Source organism: Selenomonas sp. AB3002 (assembly GCF_000702545.1).
In the GTDB taxonomy this organism is placed as follows: Bacteria; Bacillota; Negativicutes; order Selenomonadales; family Selenomonadaceae; genus Selenomonas_B; species Selenomonas_B ruminantium_A.
Genome location: NZ_JNIO01000008.1, coordinates 1,627,361 through 1,644,983 on the forward strand (window position 1 = coordinate 1,627,361; position 17,623 = coordinate 1,644,983).

Sequence of the window (17,623 nt, forward strand, 5' to 3'; positions counted from 1 at the left end):
GGGGAAGGTGGCAGCCCGAAGGGCTGACGGATGAGGTGGCCTGCTATGCAAAAGTTTCTTCAACGAGACACCTCATCCACCGCCTTCAGCGGTTCCCCTTCCCCTCAAGGGGAAGGCTTTTAGGTTAGTTCACTAAATCAATCAGCCTGCGCCCCTTGCCCATGAGAGCTGTGCGCTCGATGCGGGCCTGATTGGGCTGGGCCTTGAGGCCGAAGCTCTCCACAATCACCGTGAACACCTCCAGGGGCTTCACGCTGCCCTCGGGAGTGACGGAAATGTCGAAGTCCAGCTGCAGCTCGCCGTCAGCTATGGAAGCTTCTACCGGCTTCAGCATATACTGCTTAGTTTCAATCTCCCGCTTCTTCTTGGGTGTCACCCGGTTGTAGACGGCCTCAGGCGCCTTGTTATAAGCCGCAACGGCAGCCCCGGCCTCTTCCTCCGTACCTTCATAGGGAACCACCAGGCTGTAGCGGGCCTCGTCAGTCTGGGCCATCAGGGCAGGAGCTTTCTCCTTCAGGAGCTTCAATTCCCTGACTTCCACTCCCGGGGCAGCTGGGCCTTCAGCTTGTCCCAGACCTCGGGCTGGGCCATTTCCCTGGTCAGCTCAAAGTCCATATACTCTGCCCGGCTGGTAACCCCCAGGGAAAGAGCAGAGGCAAAGGCCACCTTCATGTGGGGGTTGAAGCCCTCGGAATAGGCCATGGGGAGCTTGCTGCGGTCAAAGGCCCGCAGGAAGATATTGGCGTAGTCCAGGTGGGACACATAGCGCAGCTCATCACCCTTGGTGATTTCCGCCCGGTACTTGTAGAGCTTCCGCTGGGTGCCGGGATGCTGGGGAGACCCCTTCACTGCCTTCTGGGGCTTGAAGGTGCCCTCGCCATCGGCGGCGCCGCTGCCCAGAGCTTCCTGCACAGCTTCGCCCTCGCCTCTGACACTGGCGGCAAAGGCTTCTTCTGCCTTGATCATTTCCTCTTCTTTGGCAAAATCCACCACGTTCACCTTGAGATTGGTGCAGATGCCGCAGGCAGAGCAGCGGCCCCGGCGGCAGTCCTCAGTGAGAGCGCCCTGCATGGCCTTTTCCCACTCCCTGCGCAGGAACTCCTCATTCACGCCGGGAGAAGTGTGCGCCCAGGGCAGGGCTTCGCCAAACTCCCGGTGGCGGGCATTGTAGTAAGAGAGGTCAATGCCGCATTTCTTGAAGGCCTCATGCCAGATTTCGTCCTTGTAAAGGTCAGACCAGCCATCGAACTTGGCCCCGTCTGCCCAGGCCTGATAAATGACTTTGGCCAGGCGCCGGTCACCCCGGGCCAGCACGCCTTCGATGACGGACAGCCGCGCATCATGGTAGTTGAAGGTGATGGCCCTGTCTCTGATATGCTCCTTCAGAAGCCGCTGACGGCGCTCAAATTCCTCGATGGGCAGCTGGCCAAACCACTGGAAGGGGGTGAAGGGCTTGGGCACGAAGCAGGACACGGAAATGGTGACCTTCACGCCACGGCGTCCCTTGATCTCCGTATAGAGATCCACCACCTTCTTGGCCAGTTCCGCAATGCCGATGATATCCTCGTCTGTTTCCGTAGGCAGGCCCATCATGAAGTAGAGCTTCACCTGCTTCCAGCCCTGACGGAAAGCGGCGCCGCAGGCGGTGAGGAGGTTTTCTTCCGTCACGCCCTTGTTGATGACATCGCGCATGCGCTGGGTGCCTGCCTCAGGGGCGAAGGTAAGGCCGGACTTCCTGACCTGCTGCATCTTGTGGGCCAGGTCAATGGAAAAGCTGTCTATGCGCAGGGAGGGCAGGGAGAAGCTCACCTTCTCCTCCTTGAAGTCAGCCAGCAAATCATCCACCAGCCTGCCCAGGCAGGAGTAATCTGCCGAGGACAGGGAAGTGAGGCTCATCTCATCATAGCCGGAGGAATCCACCAGGTTTCTGGCCATCTTCCTGAGATTCTCCTCCCGGCGCTCACGGGCCGGACGGTAGCAGATGCCAGCCTGGCAGAAGCGGCAGCCGCGGGAACAGCCGCGGAACAGCTCCAGCATAATTCGGTTATGCACGATATCCATGAAGGGCACCAGAGGCTTTTCCACGGACTTGGCCGTATTCATGTCCTTGATGACCCGCTTGTAGATGATGGGCTGCGCCTTGGGGGTCAAGGGCTGCAGGGCCTTGAAATCCCCTTCTTCACCTGCGCCGGTATATTCAGGCTGGTAGAAGGAAGGCACATAGATGCCGGGAATCTCCAGCAGGCGCTCCAGGAAGCCGCGGCGGCCGCCGGGACGACCTTCCCCTTTCCACTCTATCAGGGCAGCGGAAACCTCCTTCACCGCATCTTCGCCCTCACCGATGATGAAGAAGTCAAAGAAATCCGCCAAGGGCTCCACATTGTAAACGCAGGGACCGCCCCCCAGGATAAATGGCATATCCTCCCCGCGGTCTTTGGCCCAAAGGGGAATCCCCGCCAAATCCAGCATATTCAGCACATTGGAGTAGATCATCTCGTACTGGAGAGAGAAGCCCAGGAAGTCAAAGGCAGAAATCTCATGCTTGGACTCCAGGGAGAACAGGGGCATCTTGCGGGCCCGCATCTCCTCTTCCATATCCGTCCAGGGAGCATAGACCCGCTCGGCCACAATCTTTTCCTCAGAATTGAGGATTTCATAAAGGATAGCCAGCCCCAGGTTGCTCATGCCCACTTCGTAGACATCCGGCAAAGCCAAAGCCCAGCGGCAGTCCACCGAATCCCAATCCTTATGCACCGCATTCCACTCCCCGCCAGTATAGCGGGAGGGCTTCAAAACAGCCTGCAGCACCTCATGAGGCACCTGTACGGTCCTTGCTTTTGACATGCTTTCGTTCTCCTTCACAATAATAGAAAAGACAAAGGAAGACCCCGCATCAAGCACCGGGATCTCCCCACAAATACTAAAATAACAATTTCTGCTTTCTAAGCTGAATATTCATAAGTATAGCTATAGCCATGATATTGGTAGTCAGCGAACTCACTCCATAGCTCATGAGCGGCAGCGGAATGCCCGTCACAGGCATGATGCCCATGGTCATGCCCACATTCACCAGCACATGGAAGGCAAACATAGAAGTGATGCCCACTGCCAGCAACCTGCCGAAGACATCGCCGGCATCCTTGGCAATCTGCACCCCCCGCCACAATACCACAAGGTAGAGCAGCAGCAGTAACACCGCGCCAATAAAGCCAAGTTCCTCTCCCACCACGGCAAAAATGAAGTCCGTGTGGTTCTCCGGCAAAAAATTCAGCTGGCTCTGGGTGCCCTCAAAGAGCCCCTTGCCAAAGAGCATGCCGGAGCCGATGGCAATCTTGGACTGGATGATATGATAGCCAGAACCTAAGGGGTCAACATTGGGATCCATAAAGACCATGATGCGCATTTTCTGGTAATCTTTCAGAAAATGCCACAGAAGGGGCATAGCGGCAATGCCCGCCCCAAAAATCCCAAAGAGCAGCTTCAGCCTGATACCCGACACGAAGACCATGCCAAAAAAGATGGCCATGAACACCAGAGATGTGCCCAAATCCGGCTGCTTCAAAACCAGCAGGAACGGCACCCCGATGTAGGCCGCCACAGGCATCAGGTCATCCAAGGTATTGAGCTTGCCCACCCTTTCTTCCAGCACCGAAGCCAGGCAGACAATCATGATAAGCTTGGAAAACTCCGAAGGCTGGATGCTGATGGGTCCTATGGAAATCCAGCGCTGGGCTCCCAGTGCCGACTGGCCCACCAGCATGACCGCCAACAGCATCACCAGGTTGAAGATATAGAGCTTCTTGCCGTAGCCCTGCAGCATCTTGTAGTCGAAGTTCATGAAAAAAGCCGCGGCTGCGATGTTCAGGATAGTGAAGATGCCCTGGCGCTGTACAAAATAATAGCGTTCCTCTCCGGGAGTATTGATATGAGTGGCGCTGCCGATGATGACCAGGCTCATGATAATGATGCCCAGCGCAGCCATCAGCAGGGTAAAATCCATGCGCCTCAGCATTCCTTTTTTCACTTGCCGTCGCCCTTATCATGTTTCATGCGGCTCACGGGGATATTGGCCACCAGAGCCACGGAATCATCATCATTGGCCAGGGACATCTCCATGGCATTCATGTCGATATCCACATATCTGGAAATGACCTTCACAATGTCATTCCTCATGTTTTCCATGATTTCCGGGGAAATATTTATCCTGTCATGTACAAGTACCACCTTCAGGCGATTGCGGGCCACCTTGCCGGACGGCTCCTTCTTGCCGAAGATTTTCATCAATGCTTCCATCATATGTTAAGCGACCTCCCCTTAAAGACCAAAGACATGTTTGAGCTTAGTGAACCAGCCTTCCTTCTGAAAGGTCATGAAGGGGATGGGCTCACCGCAGATGCGGCCCACAATATTCCTGTAGGCCTGGCCTGCCTGGGAACCATTCAGGGCCACGCAGGGCTCACCACGGTTGGTGCTGGTAACCACCATCTCATCATCGGGCACCTGACCGATGCACTCCAGGGAGAGAATGTCATTGATGTCATCCATATCCAGCATATCCCCGCTCTGCACCATCTGGGGACGAATGCGGTTGACGATGAGCTTGATGTTCTCCTTGTCAGCCCTGCCCAGCTCGCCGATGATCTTGTCAGCATCACGGACAGCGGAAATCTCCGGCATAGTCACTACGATAGCCACATCAGCAGCGGCAATGGCGGTCTTGAACCCCTGCTCGATGCCTGCAGGGCAGTCGATGAGGATGTAGTCGAACTCCTGGCGCAGCTCTTCACAAAGCTTTACCACCTGCTCCGGATTCACAGCCGTCTTGTCCTTCACCTGGGAAGTAGGCAGCAGGAACAAGTTCTCGTACTTCTTGTGACGCACCAGAGCTTTCTTGTAAGGCACCCGGCCCTCGGTGACATCGATCAAATCGTACATGATGCGGTTCTCAAGCCCCAGCAGGAGGTCAAGATTCCTAAGGCCCGTATCGGTGTCCACCAATACTACCTTCTTGCCCCGCATGGCAAGGCCCATACCAAGATTAGCAGTAGTCGTGGTCTTGCCAACGCCGCCCTTGCCAGAGGTGATTACATAGATTTCGCTCATTTGCAAATTCCTACCTTTCTATTGGTTCGATAACGATCTGCCCATCCTTGATGGACGCCCGCTCGGCTTTTTCTGTCATATCCATGTGGTCCGGAGACCTTGCAATAAAACTTGCAATGCGTATCTGCGTAGGCATGAGATGGTCTGCCACCACAATGGCGGAAGTATCTCCATAGGCCCCGGCATGAACCATGCCCCGGCAGATGCCCCTGACATCAATGCTGCCCCCGGCGATGATCTGCGCACCGGGATTCACATTGCCGCACACCAGCACAGAGCTCTTGGTGCGGATTTCCTGCCCTCCCCGGAGGGTTTTATTCACCACCAGCATTTCCTGAGTATCAGGATTCTGAGGAGCTTCTGCCTGGGGCTGGCTTTCGGCAGGTACAGACGCCGGCTGCGCTTTGGGCTGCTGCTCCAGAGGATTTTCCCCCTCCAACGGCTGCAGCCTGCAGATAAGGCCATGCTCATGGAAGAGCTTCTGCAGCTTTTCCCGCTGCCCATCCGTCAACACATCCCGGGGGAGAAACACCATGGTCCCCCTCAGGAAAAAGCCGGAGCCAGACTCCAGTTTTTCCTGCAGGTGCTGCAGGATGTCCTCAAAACTTGCCTGGGGAGCAAAAGTCAGGGAAAGGCCTGACCTGCCGCCCTTGATCTTCACCATCTCTTCACTCATAGTTATCCTCATTTCAATCAAGATATGAAAATAAGTTACTGCTTGCCTTGCTTATCCTTGCTTTCCTGCGGCTTTTCTATGCCGAAGGCTGCCTCCAGGATCTCACGACCGATAGGCACAGCGGACTGGGCGCCGTAGCCGCCCTGCTCCACTACCACAGCTACTACCACCGTGGGATTGTCAAAGGGTCCATAGGCTACGAACCAGCCGTGGTCCTTGCCGTGGGGGTTCTCCGCCGTTCCCGTCTTGCCTGCAATCTGCACCGGGAAGCCCCGGAAGATGGAAGCTGCTGTACCGTAAGTGGACACTTCGTGGAGGCCTTCCTGGACCAACCTGATAACCTCCGGCCTCACATCAAGTGAGGAAAGGAGTTCCGGCTTGAATTCCTTCACGGTCTTGCCATCAGGCCCCACGATGCGGTTCACCAGATGAGGCTTGAACCGCTTGCCATCTGCTGCAATCTCCCCCATGACCATGGCGGCCTGCAGGGGAGTCACAAGATTGAAGCCCTGGCCGATGGCAGCATCGAAGGTCTCGGACAGGTACCAGTCTCCGTCCTCGAAGTTCTTTTCCTTGTACTTGCGGTTGGCCACCAGACCGTCAGACTCATAGGGCAGGTCAATGCCCGTGACAGCGCCCAGGCCAAACATGCGGGCATAGCGCTCCAGTCTGTCTATCCCCAAACGGTTGCCCATCTCGTAAAAGTACACGTTATCCGAATGGGCCATGGCTGCGCGGAAATCCAGCCAGCCCAGAGCCTCACCGTCAGCATTGCCTTTGGGAATGATCCAGTGATGGCCTGAATCGAAAATCTGCTCCCCGGGTGTTACCACGCCCTCAGTGAGAGCTGCTGTACCCGTGACTATCTTGAAGGTTGACCCCGGCGGGTATTCGCCGGTGATGGTCTTGTTGTCCATGGGATGGTAGGGATTGTTGTTGAGCTTGTTCCACTCCTTCACGGAAATCCCCCGGGCAAAGAGATTCGGGTTGAAGGCCGGGCGGCTAACCATGGCCAGCACTTCGCCGGTCTGGGGATTCAAAACCACTGCCGCCGCCGCATTGGCATGTATCATCTTCAAGCGTTCATCTACAGCCTTTTCCGCCGCTTCCTGGATGTGCTTGTCAATGGTGAGGTAAAGGTCATCACCGGGGCGTGGTTCCTTACGGCCCAGGCGCTGGACGGGCTTGCCTGCCACATCCACTTCCACCTGCTCGCCGCCATCGGCTCCCCGCAGCTCATGGTCATATACTTTTTCCAGACCGAACTTGCCGATGATGTCACCGGACTTGTAGCCCTCGTCCTTCTTCTTCTCCAGCTCTACATCATTGATTTCACTGACATAGCCGAAGGTGTGGGCTCCTTCCTCATTCAGGATATAATCCCTGATGGGCTGTGTCTCAATGACCACCCCAGGATATTTTTCCTTCTGCTCCTCGATGACAGAGTACACATCTGCTGCCACATCCGTCTTGATGCGGATGGGGTCAAAGCCCACATGGGCATCGATCTTCTTCTGGATGTCCTCCTTGGGCATCTTCAAGAGCTCCGAGAGCCTGTCCACCACCTCGTCAGAAACAGGCTCATTGAGGGGCAGCAGAGAAACGGTGAAGCCGGGCCGGTTGACAACCAGGAGCTCGCCATTCCTGTCGAAAAAATTGCCCCGGGGGGCCATGGCAGGTATCAGGCGAATGCGGTTGCCGTCTGCCAGACGGGCATAGTATTCCCCGTCATAAATCTGCAAATAGCAGGCTCTGGCAATAAGGACCACTATGACCAGCACCGCCAGCCAGCCAACGACCTTCAGCCTGTCGCCGTATTCATCAATCTCCGTCAAAACAATCTCCCCTGGAATACTCGGTTCACTACATTAAGCAAGGCACCCTTTATATATAAGGTGCCTGCTTCAATCTTCATAATTACTTTTTTTCTTCCAGACGCTTGTCCAGCCTGTAAGTAAGATAATGTACAGGATAGGCAAAGGCCAGCTGATAAAGGAGCATGGGCACAAGCATCTGCTGCATATGGCTTTCCAGATTAAAGCGGTAACCTAATAATACCATAAGCAGGGCCAAAATAAAATAGTTGAGTATGGTCACAGCCATAGAAGCCAGCACCGGCAGGAAAAACTGCTCCTTGAAGACCCTGTCGGAAAACTGTCCAAAGAGCAGGCCCATCAGGGTGCGGGCCAGGGTATTCACTCCGAAGTAGGTGCCCGTGGCCAGATCCTGCATCAGCCCCACAGAAAATCCCATGAACGCGCCCTGCTTCGCCCCCCGCAAAAAAGCAAAGGAAACAGTCAGCAGGAGCATCAGGTCAGCGGTGATGCCATGGTAGGCCATCAAGGGCAGGATGGAAGTCTGGAGGACGAAGAGGGCGGCGGCAAAGGCTGCCCATTTGCCTATCTTTTTCAAGCTCAGTTCCCCTGCCCTTCTGCATTCCTAGGCTCTCCCGTGGCAGGATCTGTCTCTGTGCCAGGGGTCTGGACAGGAGGCTTCAAGGGCTCAGGCGGTGCCTCTCTGGAGGCAACGATTACCGCCACATCTTCCAGCTTCTGGAAGTCCACCGCAGGCTCCAGCACCGCAATCTTCAAAAGCCCCCCGTCATCATTCTTCAAGGTAGTGACCAGCCCCACAGGCAGCCCCTTGGGGAACACGCCGCCATAGCCAGAGGTGATGATGAGATCTCCCTCCTGCACGTCGGCAGTCTTCGGGATATTCACCATATCCGGCATGGTGGGATTATCCATATCCCCCACCACAATGCCAGTGACCCGGGACTCTGCCCGCTGCACCAGTGTGCCCACGGAGGAACGGGGGTCAAGGATCAGCTGCACCTTGGAAGAGTTCGGACCGGCTTCTATTACCCGGCCCACCAGGCCCTTTTCCGTAACCACAGCCATATCCTTGTCCACACCGTCTCCCAGGCCCTTGTTGATGACCACCATGCTGGACCAGGTAGCAGACTCACGGCCAATGACTCTGGCTGCCACCAGGTCAAACTGGGTGGCAGCCTGCTTGTAGCCCAAAAGCTCACGCAGGCGGGCATTCTCTGCCGCAAAGTCGCTGGCCTGGAGATTCTGCTGGCGCAACTGGTTCACTTCATTCCTGAGCATCTTGTTCTGCTCATGGACGGTGACAATCTCCCAGATATTGCTGGTGACATAATTTATCTCCCCCCCCACCCAGGACACAGCCTGCTGAAAGGGCGAAAGAATAAGTGATACTGTCTGGCTGGCTATGGGCACCTGGAAGCGCCCCCTGGCTGCAAAAAGAATCAGGCAGAACAGGCTGACGAGGACAAACAGCAGTGCCCAAAACCTCTTAGGGGACTTTTTATCACGTCTTACCCGGCTCACGAGTTCAGCTTCTTGCTCGTCATGACGACGCGCTTCAGGAGTTCAATATTCTCAAGAGACTTGCCCGTGCCCTCGCCTACACAGGAAAGTGCATCCTCGGAAACCAGCACCGGCATCCCCGTCTCATTGGAAAGAAGCTTGTCCAGGTTGGTGAGCAGGGCTCCGCCACCGGTCATCATGATGCCGTGATCCATGACATCAGCTGCCAGCTCAGGAGGAGTTTTCTCCAGAGTGCTCTTGACAGCATCGATGATCTTGTAGATGGGCTCATTGAGAGCCTCGCGGATTTCCTTGGCCTGAATGGTCAGGGTCTTGGGCAGGCCACTGACCAGGTCACGACCGCGGATGTCCATGGTGCGGTCAGTTTCAGGGGTGACAATGGCCGTACCAATCTCAATCTTGATATCCTCAGCAGTGCGCTCGCCAATCATCAGGTTGTACATGCGCTTGATGTACTGGACGATGGAAGTATCCATCTCATCGCCGCCCACGCGGATAGAGCGGCTGGTGACAATGCCCCCCAGGGAAATCACTGCGATTTCCGTAGTGCCGCCACCGATGTCAACTACCATGGAACCGGTAGCATCTTCCACCGGCAGGCCTGCGCCGATTGCTGCTGCCATAGGCTCCTCAATCAGGTAAGCCTCACGGGCACCTGCCTGCTGGGCAGCATCGATGACCGCACGCTTCTCCACCTCGGTGACGCCGGAAGGCACACCCACCACTACCCGAGGCTTGGAAATCAGGGTCTTTGAATTCATGGCCTTGGCAATGAAATACTTCAGCATGGCCTGAGTCACATCGAAGTCTGCAATGACGCCGTCCTTCATGGGACGGATAGCCACGATGTTGCCGGGGGTACGGCCGATCATGCGCTTGGCTTCCTCACCTACGGCCAGGATGTCGCCGGTATCGCTCTTGATAGCCACCACAGAAGGCTCACGCAGCACAATGCCCCTGCCCTTCACGTGCACCAGCGTATTTGCGGTACCCAAATCGATACCCATATCGTGAGAAAAACCACCAAAAAGACTCCACATGTTGATTTATAAACTCCCTTCAGAAATTCATTCATAGACAAATAATACAAGCATCATTGTAGCACAACTTATGAAGCTTTGGGGGATTTTTTTTGCAAATGCAGGCACTTTTTCTGCAGTCACTTCCTCAGTTCCCCATAAGTCCTTTTTCCTTCAGGCTGGCAAAGGAATTATTTCCTATTATTACATGGTCCAGTACAGGTATATCCATGACCTGTCCTGCCTTCACCAAACGCTGTGTGACAGCAATATCCTCCCGGCTGGGACTGGGGTCGCCTGAGGGATGATTGTGCAGGAGTATCATGGAGGCCGCCGAGTGCCGCACCGCCGCCTCAAATACCTCCCGGGGATGCACCACGGAAGCCGTCAGACTTCCCTGGGAGATAAGGGGCATGGCCAGGATGTGGTTCTTGGTGTTCAGCAGCAGCACCGCAAAGTGTTCCTTCGTCTCATGGCGAAAATGAGGCATAGCAAAACGGGCCGCGTCCTCCGGCCCGTGTATCACTTCTATCCTGGCTTCTGCCACAGAAAGCCTCCTGCCCAGCTCAACTGCCGCCAGGATTGTGGCAGCCTTGCCTGGGCCCAGGCCATTGATTTTCGCCAGCTCCTCCACGGACATGTGCACCATGGCTGCAAGGCCCCTGTCCTTGCAGTAGGCCAGCACCCTCTCTGCCAGGCGCAGCACAGATTCCCCTCTGGTGCCGGTCCTCAGGAGGATGGCCAAAAGCTCTGCATTAGAAAGAGCTGACGGCCCGTAGCTTACAAGTTTTTCTCTCGGCCTCTCCTCAAGGGGCAAATCCCTGACCATAATCGTCTCTGCCATAAATATCGACCCCCGCTCTTCGGGCCAGGGCCGCCGTGGCAAAGAGGGGCAGCCCCACCACATTGCTGTAAGAACCTTCGATACCTTCAATGAAGACAGCGGCCTCGCCCTGCAGGGCATAAGCCCCAGCCTTGTCCAGCGGCTCGCCGCCTGCCACATACCTGTCGATTTCCGTCTCTGCCAGCTGGGCGAATTTCACATTGGTGGAGATGACCTCGGAAAAAGTATGTCCATCCTTCACCCAGGCAATGCCTGTCAACACTTCATGGACTTTCCCGGACAGGGTCTTCAACATCTCCCTCGCTTCTTCCTCGTCACGTGGCTTGCCGAAAATCCTTCCTTCCAGAGCCACCACCGTATCAGCTCCCAACACCGGCAGAGTCTTGTGAATGCGGGCCACAGCCTCGGCCTTGGCCTCTGCATTGTGCCGCACCAGCTGAAAAGGCTCGTAACCGTCACCTTTAAGCTCTGCCGCATCACTGATGGCCACCCGGAACCTGGCGCCAATCTGTTTCAAAAGCTCCCGCCGCCTGGGAGAACCCGAAGCCAAAATAAACAAAATCCTTCCCCCTCAATATTTCTTGAACAAATAGATAGCCAGCACCACACCAAGGATACTCATGAGGTTCGGTGCAAAAGAAAGCCCCAAAGTGAACTGCAATACATAAAGATTCACCGTCACAGGTGCTATGTCGAACACCTGATAAGTAGTTACCAGATAAGGAGCCACCCCGGAGAGCATATCACTCATCTTGATAAGCTCTCCCAAAAGCCCCCCCAGAATGGCACCTACCACCACATACAAGGCACAAAGACCGCTGCCGCCGCCAAATCTAGCCAAAAGAATCCCTCCTGAGAACACCTTCTATGTTCTTCAATCTTATTGAAAATCCTTCTTTGTCTCCCAAAACAATATTATGGACAATAGCATAGAAAATTTCAAGTACCTGAAAAGTTAGTTGACAGAATCGATGCAGGTGTATATAATATTAAGGTATGTGACGGGATGTAGCGCAGTTTGGTAGCGCGCCTGCTTTGGGAGCAGGATGTCGCAGGTTCGAATCCTGTCATCCCGACCATTTGCACCTGTAGCTCAGTTGGATAGAGCAACGGCCTTCTAAGCCGTGGGTCGGGGGTTCGAATCCCTCCAGGCGCACCAGGAAATACAAGGGGTCTGACGTTTGTCAGGCTCCTTTTTTGATGTTTGCCAGCGAAAAGTTGACAACTTTACATATAGATGGTATTCTTTTTCTGTTATTTCTTATATGTTACGAACTGATTCCCCCTCAAAGGAGCGGATGTGCATGATCAAAGAAGCCATTGAGAAAGTAGTCAGCAAGCAGGACCTTACCTACGATGAAGCTTACACCGTCATGAATGAGATCATGAACGGGGAAACCAGCCAGGTGCAGAATGCAGCCTACCTGGCCGCCCTTTCCACCAAGAGTACCAAGGCAGAGACCATTGCGGAGATTTCTGGCTCTGCCGCTGCCATGCGGGACCATGCCCTGAAAGTGGAGCATGATATGGATGTGCTGGAAATCGTAGGCACCGGCGGTGACCACGCCCACAGCATCAATATCTCTACCACCGCCGCTTTCATCATCTCTGCAGCAGGTGTCAAGGTTGCCAAGCACGGCAACAGGGCAGCCTCCTCAAAATCCGGGGCAGCGGATTGCCTGGAATCTTTAGGAGTGAATTTGGACCAGCCGCCTGAGAAGGCCGTGCAGGAACTGAAGGAAATAGGGCTCTGCTTCCTCTTTGCCCAGAAATACCACAGCTCCATGAAGTATGTAGGAGCAGTACGCAAGGAACTGGGCATCCGCACGGTTTTCAATATCCTTGGTCCTCTCACCAATCCCGCCCACCCCAAGCGCATGCTGCTGGGTGTTTACGATGAGTATCTGCTGGAGCCGCTGGCCAAGGTCCTGCTCTCTCTCGGTGTGGAGCGCGGTCTGGTGGTCTATGGCCAGGACTGCCTGGATGAGCTCTCCATGAGTGCCCCCACCAGTGTCTGCGAGTTCAAGGAGGGTTGGTTCCGCCGTTATACCATAAAACCAGAGGACTTCGGCTTTACCCGCTGTGAGAAGAAAGACATCCAAGGCGGCACGCCTGAGGAAAATGCTGCCGATACCCTGGCAATTCTCAAGGGGGCTCAGGGTCCCAAGACAGATATCGTGCTGCTCAATGCCGGAGCCGCCATCTACATCGGCGGCAAGGCAGACTCTATTGCCGAGGGCATAGAAAAAGCCCGCCAGCTCATCGCCAGCGGGGCAGCCTTGCGTCAGGTCGAAGAATTCAAGCGAATTTCAAACCTCTAAAAGAATAATTGCAACAGTGTCCATGATTGGACGCCAACAGCGGCCCTTCGTGTTTGAGAATCAAACCGGGGCCGCTGTTTTTATTGTACTTTTTCCAACTCATGGCGGCTCATTTCCCTGACCAGCTCCACAGCTCTTTTCCCCAGACCTGTGTCCCGGGAAACCTCCTCTATCGAGTAACCGCTCAGGAGCATTGCTCTTGCCTTAGCCGCTGCCGTGTCCGGTGTAGGACCAGGATGACTCTTGCCTGCTGGCACATTACCGCCTCCTCTGTCAGGCTCCTTGAAAAGCTCCTCAGGCGCAGGTTCCCAATTGGTCATGGCCTCAGCCAGGCCTGCGGCCTGTTGGGCATTCACCAGGGGCTGACCTTCCTGCGGAGGCTCCTGAGGCGGCTCTCCTATCAGCGAGTGCCTGGAAGTTGCTGCTTCCTGGGCAGGATCATTCTCCTCCTCTGCCGCCCCCCTCTGGATGGAATTCTGCAGCACCTGGGCAAAATCCAGGGCATCCACCCGCTGGGGCATCTGCCGTTCTTCCTCCTGGCGCTGCTGAATCTCACGCCGTTGACGGCTCAGTTCCTCCTGCTGCCTCAGCTGGCTTTCCCGGGCCTCGCTGAGACGCCGGTTCTCTGCTCTGGCATCCTCAAGATTTCTCTCCAGATCCTTGAGCTGCCGCCTGAAATCCTCCTCCATGCGGCGTGATTCAGAGAGCCGTTCCGACAACTGGGCATTCTTCTCATCTGCCTCGCGGATCAGGTTCTCCAAATGAGCCACATGGCTGCCCAAGCGCTTCACCACAGCGTCCCCGGAACGTTCAAGCTCTGCTTTCAGGCGCTTGGTGGACTGCTGCATATCTTCCTGCATTTCCTGGGCTTTCGCCTGCCTGCTGGTTAAATATCTGACTCCCAAAACCAGGACTGCTCCGACTGCAATCATCAAACCTAATACTTCTGTGACCATAACTAAAAAAAGAGCCTCCTGCTGCCATAGATTATCCTCAATACCTTATGTCCAGGAACTGCCCCCTTGACGGGTCACGGGCAAAAAGCTCCAACTGAGGCTCTTCCTCCTCTGCCTCAGCCTGTCTTCCACGCCTGCTTCCTGCGTAGCTGCCCTTGTTCCTGTGCTCCGGGTCATCCTTGATTTTCCCATCCTCGGGGTTATCCTTATTCCGCACCTGCTGCTGCTTGAGCCGGGCATCCTCTTTCTGCCGCACATCCTCGAAGGCCTGCTGCAAGGCACCTGCCTGATTGAGATTGTGCTGTACCTGTCCCGCCTCGGTAGATTGGGGCACCACCATCTGCATGCTGATGGGTGTCACATTCATAGCTGCTCCCCCCTCTCTTTCTTAAGAAACTCAGCCGTCATAAAGCCCTACCGTAACTTCATCTCCCTGCACCGTCAGGGTACAGCGCTGAAGCTCTGACTGTATGTTCTTCTTCAAGGAATTTATGGTGATCCGCACCCCCGGGTAAATGATAGAAGAAGCCGATACCTTACCGTTCTTCATATGGGAAAGCTCCTCCGCCATGGCAGCAATCTCCGCCTCCTGCCGCTTGAGCTTGCCCACCAAAGGGAACTGGGAGCGGGTCAGGGAATTTATCTGCTCCACCCGCTGAGGCGGCAGCTTGCTCACATCAATCTTTGAAAGGGTGTTGAGCATCTGGGTTATTTCCGTAAGACGCTTCTTGGTTTCCTTGTACTCATTGCAGGCATGATTATACTTGTTCTGCAGCGTAGGGTCTATGCCCACGGAAATATTGGTGACCACGCAGGCCTGATTGCCTATGACATTGGCCCTGATCTCCTCTCCGGCAGCTGCCAGCCCACCGGTAATCTGTCCCCGGCGGTCCTCCACATAGATATGCCTGCCTGCCCTGATGTTTGAGTGCAGGGACACATCAGAAATGTATATGTCCTGCCCCGCCTCAATCCTGGCATTTTCTGCAAAAGACACCCTCACATCCGCATCAGCAGTAACCTGTCCACGGCCCATGCCGTTGACCCCGCCGCTGACAAAGACGTTGCGGCCATGCACGTCGCCGCCGCTGACCACGCCGCCAATCTCGATGTCGCCGGTTGCCTTGACCATGAAGCCGGCTTCCACATTGCCCTTGATTTCCACACTGCCGTCAAAGTCAATATTGCCAGTCCCCACACCTACACTGCTCTTTATGACCAAATGCGGGTCTATGGCAATCTTGTTCTTGCTGTCCACAATCTGCCCGTCAATGGCAGCTATCACCGTATTCTCCCCCTGCTGGGCAGTTCCCTTGCCTAAGGGCAGGGGCAGAGGACGGCCATTCCTGGCCATGACTTCAGCTCCCAGCACATTCCTGCCCGGCACACCCTGGGTCTGGGGAATGCGCACTGCCAGCACATCACCCTTTTTCACCAGCACGAAAAGATTCAGGTTCTTGTAATCCACCCGGTCATACTTGTCTATGACAGGACGCCCCTTGACACCCAGGTCAAATTTTCTCTCAATGACAGCATTCTCTCCATGCTGGGGCGGCACCCCTTGGGCTGCCACAAATGGATTGAGGGCCTGCGCCCCCTTCTTGATGGCATTCAGGTTGATGCCAAAAACTACCTTCTTGGCCTCCAGCGCCTCCTGTATATCACTGACAGAACGCAGCCCCTTGCCCTTGCGGGTGTCAAAGCGCACAGTTGCCTGCATGCGGTCACGGCTGATCTCCACAATGATATCTGCCGGTATAGCCGCCAGGGCCGCCTCCTCCTCAGAGAGCGGGGCCTCCTCTGCAGCCTCACCTTCAGGCTTTTTCTCACCTTCCAGCAAAGCCTTCATTTCCTCGGGGGACAAAAAGGAATCTGAAAGCTTGTGGGCTTCACCTGAGGACTCCCTGACTATGCGGGCAAGGCTCACCACATCATAGTCCACTACGCCGCACTCCTGGAGTATCTGCCGGATATCTGACAGCTCAAAGAGGATTCCGTTGGAATCCGGGAAAATAGTGATGTAAACACCTGTTTCCCTGAATTCCAGCAAATAACCGGCTCCTGCCCCGCCAACGGGGGAGCGCAGCTCCTTCTCAGCCATGATTCCCAGCCCCCTCTATCCTAAGACGCCCTTTCATGCTGACATGAAAGGGCATAATCTCAATCTGAAGCACCCTTGTGCCTATCTATACCAAGCTGGCCTTCATGCGGGAAAGATACCCCCGCATCCTGAATACTGCCTTGGTGTGCAACTGCGAAATGCGCGCCTCGGAAAGCTCCATGACCAGGCTTATTTCTTTCAAAGTCATTTCTTCATAATAATAAAGAGCTACTACCTTCTTTTCCTTTTCCGGAAGTCTCTGTATGGCCTGAGCCAGAGTTTCCCTGAGTTCCTGCTTTTCCAGCTTCTCCACGGGCTCAGGGTCTGCCCCGCCAGGCATATCTGCCCGCAGGTAATCGTCCAGTGGAATCACCGTAGCGGCACTGATCTGGCTCTCCAGATTCTGGAGCTCCTTGACGGTCAGCCCCATCTCTCCCGCCAGATCCTCATCTGTGGCAGAACGGCCCAGACGGCTTTCCACTTCCAGCACCGCCTGCTCATAGCGACGGATTTTCTGCCGCATAGTCACGGGCACCCAGTCCTTGGAGCGCAGATAGTCCAGCATGGCTCCACGGACCCTGACACCTGCATAAGTCTCGAACTTGTTCTTGCGATCCGGCTCAAACCTGTCAATGGCATCTATCAGGCCAAAAAAGCCACTGCTTAAGAGATCGTCCCTATCCACATGGCTGGGCAGGCTGATGGCAAGCCGCCCGGCAACGACCTTAACCAGCGGCAGGTAATACTCTGCCAGTTCATTGCGCAGGGCGCTGTCCTTGCTTTTTTTATAACGCCTCCAAAGAGACTCCAGCTGCACTTCAGTCAAGGTCTCATTCAAGGCCATAGGCGCCACCTCCCCACTGCCTCCCTAAGCTGACCAGCATATTATCAGGGGGGCTCAACACGATTAAGGTTCTCCGGGGAAAAAGGCGTAAAGCCTCCTTCCTCCGTGACCTCCTCAGCAGGTGCACCTGTCTCCTCCTCCTGACCGCCCTCCTCATCTTCAGGAGAGCCTTCTTCCGGCTTCCCATCAAGGGAGGCCAGCACGAGATTTTTGTCAAAATCCGCCCATTCCTTGGCTTCAAGGACAAATGCCACCAAATAACTCAAAAGCCCTGCCAGCAGAAAGCCCAACAGGCTCCGCAAAAAGGCGGTAGCGAGGGTCACATCTGCCAAGAGGCCCGCCAGGCCGATGGCAAAAGCTGCCACCAGCCCAAAGGCCAGGGCCAAGCATAACTTGAACAATG

General features: G+C 55.3%; 17 protein-coding genes, 2 tRNA genes and 1 pseudogene. 3 read left to right on the plus strand and 17 right to left on the minus strand.

Annotated features, from left to right (window positions below; genetic code table 11):
* Nucleotides 1-124: 124 nt before the first annotated feature.
* The 12 genes and pseudogenes from P159_RS18825 to P159_RS0115765 all read right to left on the minus strand — a co-directional run bounded on the left by P159_RS18825 (nucleotide 125) and on the right by P159_RS0115765 (nucleotide 11,839).
* Nucleotides 125-2,844: pseudogene (locus P159_RS18825) on the minus strand (TIGR03960 family B12-binding radical SAM protein).
* Nucleotides 2,845-2,920: 76 nt separating this feature from the next.
* A complete protein-coding gene (gene rodA, locus P159_RS0115715) occupies nucleotides 2,921-4,012 on the minus strand; it encodes a rod shape-determining protein RodA (protein ID WP_029545591.1) in 1,092 nt (363 codons plus the stop codon).
* Nucleotides 4,013-4,020: 8 nt separating this feature from the next.
* Nucleotides 4,021-4,296, minus strand: coding sequence for a cell division topological specificity factor MinE (gene minE, locus P159_RS0115720; RefSeq protein ID WP_029545593.1), 276 nt, complete (start codon nucleotides 4,294-4,296; stop codon nucleotides 4,021-4,023).
* Between the two features lie 18 nt (nucleotides 4,297-4,314).
* On the minus strand, nucleotides 4,315-5,103 hold the full coding sequence (gene minD, locus P159_RS0115725) for a septum site-determining protein MinD (protein ID WP_029545595.1): 789 nt from the start codon (nucleotides 5,101-5,103) through the stop codon (nucleotides 4,315-4,317).
* A gap of 10 nt (nucleotides 5,104-5,113) precedes the next feature.
* Complete coding sequence (gene minC / locus P159_RS0115730) at nucleotides 5,114-5,779, minus strand: septum site-determining protein MinC (protein WP_029545597.1); 666 nt, start codon at nucleotides 5,777-5,779, stop codon at nucleotides 5,114-5,116.
* A gap of 35 nt (nucleotides 5,780-5,814) precedes the next feature.
* The gene (gene mrdA / locus P159_RS0115735; RefSeq protein WP_029545599.1) at nucleotides 5,815-7,614 is read right to left on the minus strand and encodes a penicillin-binding protein 2; all 1,800 of its coding nucleotides are present in this window, start codon (nucleotides 7,612-7,614) and stop codon (nucleotides 5,815-5,817) included.
* 82 nt (nucleotides 7,615-7,696) lie between these two features.
* Nucleotides 7,697-8,191 (minus strand): rod shape-determining protein MreD, encoded by a 495-nt coding sequence (mreD, locus tag P159_RS0115740; RefSeq protein WP_051650416.1) that lies wholly within the window; start codon nucleotides 8,189-8,191, stop codon nucleotides 7,697-7,699.
* 2 nt (nucleotides 8,192-8,193) lie between these two features.
* On the minus strand, nucleotides 8,194-9,135 hold the full coding sequence (mreC, locus tag P159_RS0115745) for a rod shape-determining protein MreC (protein ID WP_051650417.1): 942 nt from the start codon (nucleotides 9,133-9,135) through the stop codon (nucleotides 8,194-8,196).
* On the minus strand, nucleotides 9,132-10,175 hold the full coding sequence (locus P159_RS0115750; RefSeq protein WP_029545605.1) for a rod shape-determining protein: 1,044 nt from the start codon (nucleotides 10,173-10,175) through the stop codon (nucleotides 9,132-9,134). The genes mreC and P159_RS0115750 overlap by 4 nt, the downstream gene beginning before the upstream one ends.
* Nucleotides 10,176-10,302: 127 nt before the next feature.
* Entirely contained in the window at nucleotides 10,303-10,998 is a 696-nt protein-coding gene (radC, locus tag P159_RS0115755; protein ID WP_029545607.1) for a DNA repair protein RadC, read from the minus strand.
* On the minus strand, nucleotides 10,961-11,557 hold the full coding sequence (locus P159_RS0115760; protein WP_029545608.1) for a Maf family protein: 597 nt from the start codon (nucleotides 11,555-11,557) through the stop codon (nucleotides 10,961-10,963). Before P159_RS0115760 ends, radC begins: the two co-directional genes overlap by 38 nt.
* Nucleotides 11,558-11,569: 12 nt before the next feature.
* Nucleotides 11,570-11,839 carry a DUF4321 domain-containing protein gene (locus P159_RS0115765; protein WP_029545610.1) on the minus strand — a complete coding sequence of 90 codons (270 nt, stop codon included), beginning with the start codon at nucleotides 11,837-11,839 and terminating at the stop codon, nucleotides 11,570-11,572.
* A gap of 161 nt (nucleotides 11,840-12,000) precedes the next feature.
* Here P159_RS0115765 and P159_RS0115770 point away from each other — a divergent pair.
* The 3 genes from P159_RS0115770 to trpD all read left to right on the plus strand — a co-directional run bounded on the left by P159_RS0115770 (nucleotide 12,001) and on the right by trpD (nucleotide 13,319).
* Nucleotides 12,001-12,077: transfer RNA gene (locus P159_RS0115770), tRNA-Pro, on the plus strand.
* A 3-nt stretch (nucleotides 12,078-12,080) separates the two neighbouring features.
* A tRNA-Arg gene (locus P159_RS0115775) sits at nucleotides 12,081-12,157 on the plus strand.
* A 145-nt stretch (nucleotides 12,158-12,302) separates the two neighbouring features.
* Complete coding sequence (gene trpD / locus P159_RS0115780; RefSeq protein ID WP_029545612.1) at nucleotides 12,303-13,319, plus strand: anthranilate phosphoribosyltransferase; 1,017 nt, start codon at nucleotides 12,303-12,305, stop codon at nucleotides 13,317-13,319.
* A gap of 80 nt (nucleotides 13,320-13,399) precedes the next feature.
* Here trpD and P159_RS0115785 read toward each other — a convergent pair whose 3' ends face one another.
* The 5 genes from P159_RS0115785 to P159_RS19635 form a co-directional block, all read right to left on the minus strand.
* Entirely contained in the window at nucleotides 13,400-14,275 is an 876-nt protein-coding gene (locus P159_RS0115785) for a hypothetical protein (RefSeq protein ID WP_029545613.1), read from the minus strand.
* A gap of 37 nt (nucleotides 14,276-14,312) precedes the next feature.
* Nucleotides 14,313-14,642, minus strand: coding sequence for a hypothetical protein (locus P159_RS0115790; RefSeq protein WP_029545615.1), 330 nt, complete (start codon nucleotides 14,640-14,642; stop codon nucleotides 14,313-14,315).
* A 30-nt stretch (nucleotides 14,643-14,672) separates the two neighbouring features.
* Nucleotides 14,673-16,376, minus strand: a complete 1,704-nt coding sequence (locus P159_RS0115795; protein ID WP_029545617.1) for a FapA family protein — start codon at nucleotides 16,374-16,376, stop codon at nucleotides 14,673-14,675.
* An 85-nt stretch (nucleotides 16,377-16,461) separates the two neighbouring features.
* Entirely contained in the window at nucleotides 16,462-17,220 is a 759-nt protein-coding gene (locus P159_RS0115800; protein WP_029545619.1) for a FliA/WhiG family RNA polymerase sigma factor, read from the minus strand.
* Between the two features lie 44 nt (nucleotides 17,221-17,264).
* Complete coding sequence (locus P159_RS19635) at nucleotides 17,265-17,621, minus strand: hypothetical protein (protein ID WP_139283550.1); 357 nt, start codon at nucleotides 17,619-17,621, stop codon at nucleotides 17,265-17,267.
* Between the last annotated feature and the right edge of the window lie 2 nt (nucleotides 17,622-17,623).